Consider the following 12,226-nt stretch of genomic DNA (forward strand, 5'->3'; position numbering starts at 1 on the left):
GGCGGCCGGGTGGGGCGGTGGATGGGGGCGGCTGGGCAGGGTGATGCGGGGGCACCCTGGGTGGGTGCCCCGCGGGGGTGATGCGAGTGTCTACTCCTGGGTGGTCGTCTTGCGGCGGGTGGCCGCGAGGAGGGTGGTGCCGAGGAGGAGGAGCAGGGCGAGTCCGCCGATCAGGGGGAAGGGGTTTCCTCCGGTGAGGGCGAGGCTGCCCGTGTCAGCACCGGCACCGGTCGTCGCCGAGGCGACGGGGGCGCTGGTGAACCCGGCCGGGACGACCGTGGCGGGCGTCACCGGTGCCGCCGGGGTGGCGGGGGTGGCGGGCTGCTCGGGCGTCACCGGGGTTCCGGGATCCGTCGGGGTCCCCGGGTCCGTCGGACCGGCCGGGTCCGTCGGGTCCGTGGGGTCCGTGGGATCCGTCGGGTCGGTGGGGTCCGTCGGGTCGGTGGGGTCCGTCGGGTCGGTGGGGTCCGTCGGGTCCGTGGGATCCGTCGGGTCCGTGGGGTCCGTCGGGTCCGTGGGGTCCGTCGGGTCGGTGGGGGTGATGGTGGATCCGCCGGTGGTGCAGTCGCCGATGACGCAGGCGGCGTTCCCGCCGATGGTGATGGGCAGGTCGATGATCGGGCTGATCTGGTTCCCGCCCCCGATCGAACCCTCACCGTTCGTGGCCGGGTCACCCGGGGTGCCGCCGGTCGGGACGGTCACCGTGGACCCGGTCGAGGACGAGTCCCCGATCACGGACACCCCGTTACCGCCGATGGTGACCGGAACACCGATCACGGGGATCACCTGATTGCCGCCGGCGACGCTGTCGTTGCCATCGGTGGTAGCGCCCGTGCCGGTTCCGGTGGCCGGCGTGGTGCCGGTCCCGCCGGTGTTGGTGGTGACGTCTGAGTCGGTTGACGAGGAGTCGCCGATGACGGAGATGCCGTTGCCGCCCACCGTGACGGGTGCGGTGACGACCGGGGTGACCTGGTTGCCGCCGGCGACACTGTCTTCACCGTCGGTCGTGGCGCCCGTGCCGGTTCCGGTGGCCGGCGTGGTGCCGGTGGTGGTGGTGACGTCCGCGCCGGTCGACGAGGAGTCGCCGATGACCGAGATGCCGTTGCCGCCGATCGTGACCGGGGCGGTCACGACGGGGCTCACCTGATTGCCGCCGGCGACGCTGTCTTCGCCGTCGGTCGTGGCACCAGTACCGATGCCCGTGCCCGTGGTCGGCGCGGTGCCGGTGGCCGGCGAGGTGCCGGTCACACCCGTGTTGGTGGTGACGTCGGAGTCGGTCGAGGAGGAGTCTCCGATGACCGCGATGCCGTTGCCGGCGATGGTGACGGGGAGCGCCACGTCGATCGGCAGCTGGGTGCCGCCGAGGATGCTGTCCTCACCGGTGGTGGTGCTTGACCCGGAGGTGCCGGTCGCGGTGCCCGTGCCGGTCGTGCCGGTGGAGCCGGCCGCGGCGGTGGTCCCGGTCGTGGCGGTGGAGTCGACCGAGGTCGAGTCTCCTATGACCGAGATGCCGTTGCCGGCGATCGTGACGGGGACCGCTACGTCGATCGGGGCCTGGGTGCCGCCGAGGATGCTGTCCTCACCCGAGGTGGAGGCGCCCGGCGAGGAGTCCGCGACGGGAGCATCCGCCGCCGGTGCCGCCTCGGCCGGTGCCGACTCGGCCGGGGTCGACTCGACGGCGGCGTTTTCGGTGGTCGCGTCGCCGATACCGGAGATCGCGTTGCCCGAGACCGTGATCGGGACGTTCACGTCGACGACCGCCTGGGTCCCCGAGAGCACCCCGTCGAGGCCGCTGGTGGAGAGCTCCACCGGAGCCGCGTCGACAGCCGGAGCCGGGTCGACAGCCGGAGCCGCGTCCGCGGCGGGAGCCGCGGCCGAGGCCGTCGAACCCGTCGAACTGCTGTCGCCGAGGACGGCGACGCCGTTGCCGGAGAGATCGATCGGCAGGTTGAGCTGCACGACCGCTTGGTTTCCGGAGCCGATCGAGTCACTGCCATCCGTCGTGGCAGCGTTCGCGACTCCCGCACCGAGGGCGCAGAGCCCACCGGTGATGAGGACTGTCCACAGTCCCCGCGAGACGAACTTGTTCATGAGAGCACTTCTCCAAAATTTGATTGACCGAACAGGACACGGACATGCCGTGTCAGAACCCATCAGCCCCGGACAACTTCACGGGGCGAGGGTTCGGTCAGTCAGGAGAGGTGTCGGTCTCGTGCACCGGCGACGAGGGAACATCCTCATCGACCGCGGTGCCCGTCAGAGCACCGAACAGGGCCGGGAACACACCCGAACCCACCACATCGGCACCAAAGCCCGCGCCCGCCCCACCGGGGCCCGAAGACCCACCGGCACCAGACGACTGCCCAGAGGGCATGCCGCCGCCAGAAGCTCCGGGCCCACTCGGCCCACCGGGCACGAACGGCGACACCGGGCCGCCAGGTGTGTCCGCACTGCCGGACAAAGCATCCACCTGACCAGCCGATCCGGTCGCGGCAGAAGACGCGAACAGCGCCCCAGAAGCGGATGCGGCGGACCCACCGCGTAGCCCCGCGACCCCGCCGACACCGGCGGGCAGACCCACCGCCGGCCCGGCGACCAGAACACCGGGTGATCCGGCGACAGAAGAGCCCGTCCCCGGCACCGAAGAGGCGCCATCAGCCGGATTCAGCACGCCGGAAACCGGTACGCCAGGAAGCCCGGGAACGCTCGGCACCCCCGGAAGTCCGGGAGGAACCGCAGTGCCTCCCCCAGCCTGAACAACCGGGTCCGCGACCCCGTGCACCACCGGCGCGACGGTCCCGGAGACCACATCCGCCAAAGCTCCGTCGACCGCACCCGTCACCGGCGCCGTGACCGACCCGACCGGAGCCGAGCCCAGCACATCCGACACCACGGGCACCTGTGCGACGACCCCGTCCACAGCCCCCACCACCGGATCGACGACGCCCGAAACCCGGCCCGCATCCACCACATCGGGGACCGCATCGGTCGCCTCAGGCACAACAGCCACCACATCCGCCACCGGCTCAGACACCGGAGCGGGAAGAACCTCCACGACCGGAACCGCGACCTCCGTCACGACCGGCGCGACGACCTCGTCCGAGACACCCGACACCACGTCTCCGACCGCGCCTGTGACCGGTGAGACCGCATCGCCCAACCCGCCCACGGCCGACCCCACCGATCCCAGGAGACCTGCGACCGGCCCCGAGGACGGCGCCTCGTCGGCGTGGGCGGAGGACGCCCCCATCAGCGCCCCGGCCACGACGAGTCCCGCAGCCACCCCTGCCGCACCCAATCCGACCCGCGCCCAGCGACGGCCGATCCACCGCGGCGCAGAACCGGATGCACGCCCCACCCCGAGCCCACGACGGGGCTCGAACGCCGGCCCAGAAACCAGGTCCTCCACGATGAATCACCTCCCGGACACGAATCGCAGCAGATAGGTGAATCCAGACCACTACGCGTCGCCGGTTCGAGGCAAGCGGGAGCCGAGCGAACTCAGTAGTCGCCGCATCCGATCTAGGTAGTCGGGCGAGCGACGACCGATCACACGCACGAAGACAAACCCGAAGAAGGAGAAAAATGGGCGCACGAAAAAGGCGAAGCCCCGCGATCTCTCGCGGGGCTTCGCCTCCATTCTGTGGACCCGAGGGGATTCGAACCCCTGACCCCCTGCATGCCATGCAGGTGCGCTACCAGCTGCGCCACGGGCCCAGGTGACTGGGCGTTTTTTCCGATCTCTCGGAAACAACTTGTCTAGGTTACTACATCGAACGAGTGCTCGTGAACCACGTCACGCCTCGGCCGGAGTGACGGCCAGCGGCACGACCGGGCAGTCCTTCCACAGGCGCTCCAGCGAGTAGTACATGCGGTCTTCCTCGTGAAAGACGTGCGCGACGATGTCGCCGAAGTCGAGCAGGATCCAGCGACCGTCGGCCAGCCCCTCACGCCGGATCGCCTTCGCGCCGGCCTCCGCCATCTTGTCCTGGATCTCCTCCGAGATCGCGATGACGTTGCGTTCGTTTCGCCCGGAGGCGAGCAGGAACACGTCGGTCAGCGGCAGGGGCCCGGAGACGTCCAGAGCGACGAGGTTCTCCGCCTGCTTGGAGTCGGCCGCCTGCGCGGCGATCTGGGTGAGTTCGAGGGAACGGGTGGAAGCGGTCACGAAGACTTTCTGGTCGTGGAGTGGGTCAGAAGATCCGGAAGACGAAGACGGCGAACAGCAGGCCCACGACGCCGACCGCGAGCACGCCCGCAGTGATCGCGAGCACGACCGGCGCGTTCGCCTTCGCGCGCTTCGGGGGTGCGATCAACGACGTCGACGAGGTGTTGGTGCTGATGGCGCGGCTGGCGCTGACCGGCGCGACATCGGCTCCGCCCATCTCGACCTCGCTGCGCTCGAGGAGCGTGTCGAGGTCGTTGGACTCGAGCCCGGATGCCGGGGCACCCATCGCCCCGAAGCTGGCCGGAAGGTCGATCGAGCCGGTGATGATGACCTCACCGGTCTCGTCGAGCGCCGTTCCGACGTCGTTGGAGCCGGGGACGGTGGGCAGCACGAGCGCGCTCGTCGTCGAGATCGAGTTCGCGGCGGCGGCGTTCCGCACCGAGATCAGGTCGTCGAAGGAGGAGGGCAGCTGCTCGCTGGTGACCCGGGCACGCTCGGACGGGCTCTGGAACAGCGGAGCCAGAGGCGGTGCGGCGGTCTCGGCCTCGCGGGCCTGGCGCTCCTCGGCCGCGACGTGGGCGGCGGCCTCGGCGGTCGGGTCGACCGTCTCGGCGATCGGCACGTCGATGACCATCTCTTCGACGACGGTCTCGCCCGAGTCGTCCGAGGTCGTGATGATCTCGGCGTGCTCGGCGGTGTCGTCGTCGCCCTCGTCGGCGAACTGGGTGTCGTTGTCGGACGACGGGATGAGCACGGGCTCGGACATCGGGACGACGTCGATCATCGGCTCGGAGGTCGTCGCCGGCTCGGCGTCGTCGACCGCGTCGTCGGAGGAGACGATCTCGGGGACGATCGTGTCTTCGTCGATCTCGTCGACGGATGCGGCAGAGGTCGCCGATGCGGCAGAGACAGGTGCAGCGGCCTCCGGTGCAGCGGCAGCCGCCGTCTCGGCCGGCGTGGCCGGACCCTGTTCGCGCAGCGCACGGCGCGACGACGAGCCGGTCGACTCCTCGTCGGTGCCCGAAGCGGCCTCGCGCTCGGCGTCGGCCTTCCGCGCGGTCTCGGCCTGCTCGGCCGCCTTGGCGTCAGCTTCGCGCTCCTTGCGCGGTTTCTGGCGCTCCATTTCACGTAGCTGGCGCCGCGTCAGCGGCTGCTCATCGTGCGACAAACTCATTCAACACTCCGATATAGGTGGTGCTTGGTGATGTACTGAACGACACCGTCGGGTACCAAGTACCACACCGGAAAACCCCGGCCGACCCGGCCGCGACAGTCAGTGGACGATATCGCTAGCGCAGGAACTTCCAAATAGCTTACGTCCTGGCGCGGTAAAGACGAAACCGCGAAGGTGTGACCCGGCCGGGAGACCGCCACGAAATGGGCGAGTCCCCACAGCTCGTCGACGTCTTTCCAACTCAGGATCTGGGCGATCGCATCCGCCCCCGAGATGAAGAAGAGGTCGTCGTCGGGATGCTCGTGCTTGAGATCACGCAGGGTGTCGATCGTGTAGGTGACGCCGCCCCGGTCGATGTCGACGCGGCTCACCGTGAAGTTGGGGTTGGACGCGGTGGCGATCACCGTCATCAGATAGCGGTGCTCCCCCGTCGTGACGGGCTGCTTGTGCCAGGGCCGGCCGGTCGGGACGAACACGACCTCGTCGAGGCCGAACGAGTTCGCGACCTCGCTGGCGGCCACGAGGTGACCGTGGTGGATCGGGTCGAACGTACCGCCCATCACGCCCACGCGGCGGCGGCGCTTCTCCGACGGCGCGTCGGCCTGCGGCTCGCCCGTCGCAGACGTGTGGGTCGTCATCCCTCGGGACTAGTGATCCGCGCCGGTGCGGTCGGCCTGGCCGTGCACGTCGTGGGTCGCCGCGAACGACGCCGACTTCTGCGGGTGACGGTTGGCGACGTCGCGGTAGCTCCAGGTCACGAAACCGAGGGCGATGAAGATGACGGCCGCGATCATCCCGAACACGATGGGCGGGAAGGGGAGCACGACGTGCTGATCGGCCTCAGCCGCGAGAACACTCATCAGGACGGACATTTTTCTCCCACAGGTCGTAACGGACCCTCCTACGATACCGCTACTTGCGGAACTGCCCTGAACCACGCACGAGCCATTTCGTGCTGGTCAGCTCGGGCAGCCCCATCGGGCCGCGGGCGTGCAGCTTCTGGGTCGAGATGCCGACCTCGGCGCCGAAGCCGAACTCGCCGCCGTCGGTGAAGCGGGTCGAGGCGTTCACCATGACCACCGCGGAGTCGACCTCGTTGAGGAAGCGCTCCGCGTTTCCGAGGTCGTTGGTGATGATCGACTCGGTGTGGTGCGTCGAGTAGCGGCGGATGTGCTCCATCGCCTCGTCGACGTCGGCGACCACGCGCACGGCGAGGTCGAGGCTCATGTACTCGGCGGCCCAGTCGTCGTCGGTGGCGACCACCGCATCCGGGAACAGGGCGCGGGTGGCCTCGTCGCCGTGGATGACGACACCGGATGCGGCCAGCCGACCGAGCACCGGCCCGAGCAGGCGCTCTGCCGCGCCCTCGTGCACGAGCAGGGTCTCGAGGGCGTTACAGACGCTCGGGCGCTGCACCTTCGCGTTGTGCACGATGTCGACGGCCCACTGCTCGTTCGCCGACTCGTCGAGGAAGACGTGCACGACACCGGCGCCGGTCTCGATCACGGGCACCTTCGACTCCGTGACCACGGTCTCGATCAGCTGCGCACTGCCGCGCGGGATGAGCACGTCGATCGCCCCGCGCGCCCGCATCAGGCGGCCGGCGCCCTCGCGGCCGAACTCGTCGATGGTCTGCACCGAGGCCCCGGGAAGCCCGACCGACTCGAGCGCGCCCTGGATGAGCGCGACGAGCACGCGGTTCGTGTTCTCGGCCGCGGACCCGCCGCGGAGCACGACGGCGTTGCCGCTCTTGATCGCCAGGGCGGCGATGTCGACGGTGACGTTGGGACGCGCCTCGTAGATCGCGCCGACCACTCCGAAGGGCACGCGCACCTGGTCGATGCGCACGCCGTTGGGCAGGTTGCGGCCCCGGATGCTCTCGCCCACCGGGTCGGTGAGGCCGATGATCTCGCGCACCGCGGCGGCGAGGGAGCCCAGGCGGGCGGCGTCGAGGCGCAGGCGGTCTTGGAGGGCGGTGGAGAGGCCGTTCCGGCGGCCGGTGTCGAGGTCGAGGTCGTTCGCCGGGACGACCTCGGCGGCAGCACCCTCGATCGCGCGGGCGATGGCCTCGAGCGCGCTGTTCTTCTGGTCGGTGGTGGCCGTGGCGAGCACGAGGGAGGCGGCGCGTGCGGCGGCGAGCTTGGCGTCGAAGGCGTCGGGCGGGGTGGATGCGGTGGTCGCGGCGGGTGCGGCGGGCGACTCGGCGGACCCGGGCTGCGCGGACATGACGTGATCGGGCGCGATAACCTCAGACATGCCCGAATTCTACGCGTCCCGGGCGGGGGCCCGCGGGTGGCGGTGATCGTGCTGCTGGCCCTCGGGTCGAGCCTGTTCTACGGAACCTCCGATTTCCTCGGCGCTCTCGCGGCCCGCCGGCTCGCGGTGCTGCCGGCGACGCTGATCACATACCTCTTCGGTGCGGCCGTGATCGGCGTGACGCTGCTGTTCGGGGGCTGGACGGTCTCGGACGAGGCCGTCGTCGCGGGATCGGCCGCGGCGCTCTTCGCGATCGTCGGTTTCATCGCGTTCTACGCGGCGCTGGCGATCGGGCCGATGAGCCTGCTCTCCCCGGCGATCGCGGTGATCCAGGCGCTGGTGCCGATCGTCGCCGCGGCGGTCACCGGCCAGGCGCTCTCGCCGCTCGGCTGGGGTGCGGTGGGGCTCGCGGTCGTGGCGGGCATCCTGATCTCGGTGCAGCGCGCTCCCGGCGGCCTGCGGGTCACCCTGCCTGGAGCCGTGCTGGCGCTGGTCGCGGGCGTCACGCTCGGTGCGTCGATCGTGGCGCTGGACGCCTCCCCCGCCGCCTCGGGCCTGTTCCCCGCGTTCCTCGAGATGGCGGGCGGCATCCTCGTACTGGCGGCGCTCATGCTCGTCCTCCGTCTCCTCCGCCTCCGCCCCACCTGGCTCGCCGCCGACCCCGACGCCGAGGCCGACGATCCGGCCGGGCCGCCCGCCGCACTTCCTGCCACCCCACCCCTGGTATCAGCCGACGCCACCTCGCGGACCTCCGGCTCCGACGCGCGTCCGGCGCCGCAGGCCGACACCGGACCCGCCCGACCGAAGGCCGCCCGGCCGCCCTGGCTCACGGCGGCGGCCGCGGGCCTGCTTCTCGGCACCGCGAACGCGCTCCTCCTGCTCGCCCTGCACGGCGGCAACCTCGCGGCGGTCTCGGTGCTCTCGAGCCTCTACCCGGTCGCCACCGTCATCCTCGCCGCCCTGGTGCTCCGCGAGCGCGTCTCCCCCACCCAACTCGCGGGCATCGCCCTCGCCGTCGTCGCGGCCACCCTCCTCAGCCTCGCCGGCTGAGCGGGCCGCCCGGGCCTCCTCACGCTGCGAGCCACCCCTCGGCGCCATCGGGGGTGGCATGAGTATTTGCCGCTCATCCTCGACCAGCGACCGTCCGCACGCTTGTGAGGTCCGAACGCCCATGCCATCATTACCCGAGTTTCCCTCACCTATGGAAACAGAAGGTAGATCCGAATGAACACAGCAGTCCATCCACTCCCTCAGCGCCGCCGGCGGCGACTCCTGATCGGCGTGGGAGTCATCGCGGCTCTTCTGGCCGGCGGGCTCGTGAATCACACCGCACCGCGCGCCGAGGCGCAGCCATCCGAGTGCCAGCCGAAGATCGTCGGCTGGTCATCGGGCGGTATTCACACGTACACCGACAAAGACGGCAACGAGCACAACGTCGAAGTAGGGATCACGCCCAAGTTCGCCGACATGGACTCGACCTGCGACGTCATCTCCCACCCCACGGGAGACGGCGGTCCTCTCGATTCGCCGGACACTTCCGGTGGTGATGCGCCACCCCCCGCACCGCCCGGGCCGCTGCTGCCCAAGCCGCCGGCGTCCAAGCCCGCGGGCGCCGGGCCGAAGTGTGTGGCGGGCGCGAACAATGCCGCCGACCCGGAGGCGTCGACCGACGGGGCCACCGGAGACGGCAAATTCATGCGGGAGAACATCGCCACGGCCGAGAAGTCGAAAGACCTCGTCATCAACATGACCTCCCCGTCCCGGATCGTGTCGATCAACGTCAACCTCGGTGCGCCCGAGAGCGGGGAGCCGGGATCCAACCCCTTCGAAGGCATGACGGCCGAGGAAGCGGCCCAGTCCCTGTACTGGCCCGGCGGCGAGGCTCCCGTGACGATGACCGCGGGCCTGGGTGACGGCATCCGTTCGATCGCCCTGCTCGCGATCGCCGGCGGCCGAGGCGACATCAAGTCGCGCGCGGCGTTCCTGCGCAACTTCGCCAAGCTGCCTCCGACCACCCGCAACCTGGTCGTCAAGGAGATCCTGGACGTGATCGGAGAAGCCGAGAAGCAGTACCTGACGACCTACAAGTCGCTTCCGCCGAGCTTCCAGGATCTCGTCGACGGCGTCTTCGAGCTCATCAACCTGGCACTGACCGTGCCGATCGACGGACCCGCACCCACCGACCTCGCCCCGCTCTACGCCGAGGCGTCCGAACAGGCGAGCACCCCCGGCGGACCGTCGGGCAGCGCCTGCGGCCAGATCGCATCAGCAGAGGTGACGACCAAGGCCGGACTCACCGGCGGCTCCGACTGGGTGACCATCACCCTGACCGGCACCGAGCACGGCACGCTCGTCGACGAGCTGAAGACGATGGCGGCCACCCCGACCTCGCTCTACTGCCCGCCGGTGGAGCTCGATTCGATCGCCGGGCAGGCTCTCACGAAGAACGTGACGGACGGCTGTTCGGGCTCGGTGACGGGGATACGTCTCCTGACGCGCGGCGAGATCGACGCACTCTCTCCGGAGGACGTCCGCACGATGATGGTGCCCAAGAGCGCCGAGGTCGCCCCGCGCGCCCTGGTCGCCGCCGGAACGTTCCGCTCCTACGCCGACTCGACGTCCCAGTCCTGGCTCGCCGAGGGCAACGCCGGCTTCGGCTCAGGCAGGCTCGGCGACCTCTACTACAAGGCTCCCGAGAATGCGGGCGGCTACAGCGACTCCCTGGTCGCCGCCGCCCTCGACACCGACGGTGTCGAGCATCCGTTCCTCATCACGGTGGGGGTCAAGTCGAAGCCGACCTGCACGACCGACGGACCGCTCCACGGTCTGGATCCGACCGGCGAACACGGCTACATCCACGGCGGCGTCCTCGAGGTCGAACGCGCGACACCGTTCGTCCTGGATCTCGCGACCCTGTGCTCGACCGACTCCCGGGACTCGCTGCGAGTGGATGTGACCGGCGCGATCACGGGTGCCTCGAGCTCTGTCGACGCGGACGGGAACATCGCCTACGACTGGACCGACACCGACACGGTCGGCCCTGCGGGCACGATCACGCTGACCGCCTGGGACGAGGTGACCGGCGCACCGAGCACTCCCGTCGCGCTGCCGGTCGTGGTCCGGGATCGGGCGCCGGTCTGCAAAGACGTCGCTGTGCCGTACGACCGTGCCGCTCTGAAGGGAGCACCCCTGACCATCACGCTGGACTGCTCCCTCCCCGATGGACTCGATCTCGTCACCACCCCGGTCCCCCGGTTCCCCGGCGGGGCGGACGGCTCGCGCTTCGAGCAGCCGGAAGGCACCCTGATTGCGACCGGTTCGACGATCGTCTTCACCCCGAGCAGCTCGGCTTCGGGGACGATGACCGTCACCGACGTCCACGCCTGGTCGTCGACGCCCGGCGACAGCGCGCGACCTCGCGAGAGCAAGCCGTTCTCCATCCGCATCGAGATGAAGGGATAGGGCGGATGCGCAGAGTGAGCAAGGCCATCGTCACCGCGGGCGTCGCGGCGGTGATCGTGACGGCCGGCGTCGTCCCGGCCGCCCATGCCGGGGCCACCGAGATCGATCCGGGCGGATTCACTCCCGCCTCGATCGCGGTGGACAGCAACACGCACCGGGCATTCGCTCTGGATGCCCGCGACGGGGCGATCACCGTCATCGACACGACGACGAACGCCGTCGTGGAGCGGCTACCGGGTTCGCTCGGAGGCTGGTCGTACGCCGACGCCTTCCTCGCCGTCGACCCCGTGCTCGGACAGGTCTACACGGTCGGCAAGTGGCTGCCCGTCGCCGGCGGCCGGAAGTACCGGATCGACGTCCAGACCGAAGACGGAGGCCTGCCGGGCGCGGGCGTCGACCTCGGCCTCAATGCGAGACCCGCGGCCGTTACGATCGACCCGTTCAGCCACACGATGTTCTTCGCGACCACGGAGCCGTCCGGTCCCCTGACCATCAACCGCCTGATGCAGGTGACCGGCGGAGGCAGGCCTCAGGACGTGGGACCGGTGACTCAACTGACGCGGCTGCCGAATAATCAGGAGGTCGCCGCGATCGCGGTGGATCCGCTGTTACGGCAGCTCTACCTGTCGAACCCCGGCACCGGGACGGTCTCCGTGATCGACGAGGTGACGGGTGGATACAAGGGGCTCGACATCGGAGTGGGTCGGCAGCCCCGGGGCCTCGCGGTCGACACGTACACACACGAGGTGTTCGTCGCGAACGGGGTGTCGGCAACACTGAGCGTGATCGACGGCTACCGCCGCTCGGCCTCGGTTCCGGAGATCGCGGTGGGCGGCTTTCCTGACGAGATCGACATCGATCAGATCCGCGGCCGGGTCTACGTGAAGCAGGCCGGCGCAGGCGGTTCTGCCAGCGTGAGCGTCTTCGACAGCGCGACGCACACCGCCACCGGCTCGCCCTTCGCGATCGGCCCGACCCGCGAGGTCGCCGTGGACGGGCTGAACCACACCGTCTACGCCGCCCGGGCGACGAGCAGCACCATCACCGTGCTCACGGAGTAGGAGGGCCGAAACCGCTGGGGATGCATCGGGCCGAAACCCGGTGCATCCCCAGCGGTGTTCGGCGGCAGCGGCACGCAGCGGCGCGCAGCGGCACGCAGCGGTGCG

At 70.1% G+C, this 12,226-nt stretch carries 10 protein-coding genes and 1 tRNA gene; 3 read left to right on the forward strand and 8 right to left on the reverse strand.

What is annotated here, in order from left to right:
* Positions 1 to 90: 90 nt before the first annotated feature.
* The 8 genes from AC59HU_RS02460 to AC59HU_RS02495 all read right to left on the reverse strand — a co-directional run bounded on the left by AC59HU_RS02460 (position 91) and on the right by AC59HU_RS02495 (position 7,598).
* Positions 91 to 2,091 (reverse strand): chaplin family protein, encoded by a 2,001-nt coding sequence (locus tag AC59HU_RS02460; RefSeq protein ID WP_497221735.1) that lies wholly within the window; start codon positions 2,089 to 2,091, stop codon positions 91 to 93.
* Positions 2,092 to 2,188: 97 nt separating this feature from the next.
* Positions 2,189 to 3,283, reverse strand: coding sequence for a hypothetical protein (locus AC59HU_RS02465; protein ID WP_497221736.1), 1,095 nt, complete (start codon positions 3,281 to 3,283; stop codon positions 2,189 to 2,191).
* A 361-nt stretch (positions 3,284 to 3,644) separates the two neighbouring features.
* Positions 3,645 to 3,717, reverse strand: a tRNA-Ala gene (locus AC59HU_RS02470).
* Positions 3,718 to 3,796: 79 nt separating this feature from the next.
* Entirely contained in the window at positions 3,797 to 4,168 is a 372-nt protein-coding gene (rsfS, locus tag AC59HU_RS02475; protein WP_497221737.1) for a ribosome silencing factor, read from the reverse strand.
* Positions 4,169 to 4,193: 25 nt separating this feature from the next.
* Positions 4,194 to 5,291 (reverse strand): hypothetical protein, encoded by a 1,098-nt coding sequence (locus tag AC59HU_RS02480; RefSeq protein WP_497221738.1) that lies wholly within the window; start codon positions 5,289 to 5,291, stop codon positions 4,194 to 4,196.
* A gap of 47 nt (positions 5,292 to 5,338) precedes the next feature.
* On the reverse strand, positions 5,339 to 5,980 hold the full coding sequence (nadD, locus tag AC59HU_RS02485; RefSeq protein WP_497221739.1) for a nicotinate-nucleotide adenylyltransferase: 642 nt from the start codon (positions 5,978 to 5,980) through the stop codon (positions 5,339 to 5,341).
* A gap of 9 nt (positions 5,981 to 5,989) precedes the next feature.
* Positions 5,990 to 6,202 (reverse strand): hypothetical protein, encoded by a 213-nt coding sequence (locus tag AC59HU_RS02490; RefSeq protein ID WP_497221740.1) that lies wholly within the window; start codon positions 6,200 to 6,202, stop codon positions 5,990 to 5,992.
* 52 nt (positions 6,203 to 6,254) lie between these two features.
* On the reverse strand, positions 6,255 to 7,598 hold the full coding sequence (locus tag AC59HU_RS02495; protein ID WP_497221741.1) for a glutamate-5-semialdehyde dehydrogenase: 1,344 nt from the start codon (positions 7,596 to 7,598) through the stop codon (positions 6,255 to 6,257).
* A gap of 36 nt (positions 7,599 to 7,634) precedes the next feature.
* Between AC59HU_RS02495 and AC59HU_RS02500 the strand changes: the two genes are divergently transcribed.
* The 3 genes from AC59HU_RS02500 to AC59HU_RS02510 all read left to right on the forward strand — a co-directional run bounded on the left by AC59HU_RS02500 (position 7,635) and on the right by AC59HU_RS02510 (position 12,121).
* Positions 7,635 to 8,648 carry an EamA family transporter gene (locus tag AC59HU_RS02500; RefSeq protein ID WP_497221743.1) on the forward strand — a complete coding sequence of 338 codons (1,014 nt, stop codon included), beginning with the start codon at positions 7,635 to 7,637 and terminating at the stop codon, positions 8,646 to 8,648.
* A 174-nt stretch (positions 8,649 to 8,822) separates the two neighbouring features.
* The gene (locus AC59HU_RS02505) at positions 8,823 to 11,060 is read left to right on the forward strand and encodes a hypothetical protein (protein WP_497221744.1); all 2,238 of its coding nucleotides are present in this window, start codon (positions 8,823 to 8,825) and stop codon (positions 11,058 to 11,060) included.
* A 14-nt stretch (positions 11,061 to 11,074) separates the two neighbouring features.
* A complete protein-coding gene (locus AC59HU_RS02510) occupies positions 11,075 to 12,121 on the forward strand; it encodes a YncE family protein (RefSeq protein ID WP_497221745.1) in 1,047 nt (348 codons plus the stop codon).
* Positions 12,122 to 12,226: the final 105 nt, after the last annotated feature.

The sequence above is a fragment of the Herbiconiux sp. 320_LB genome (assembly GCF_059691755.1).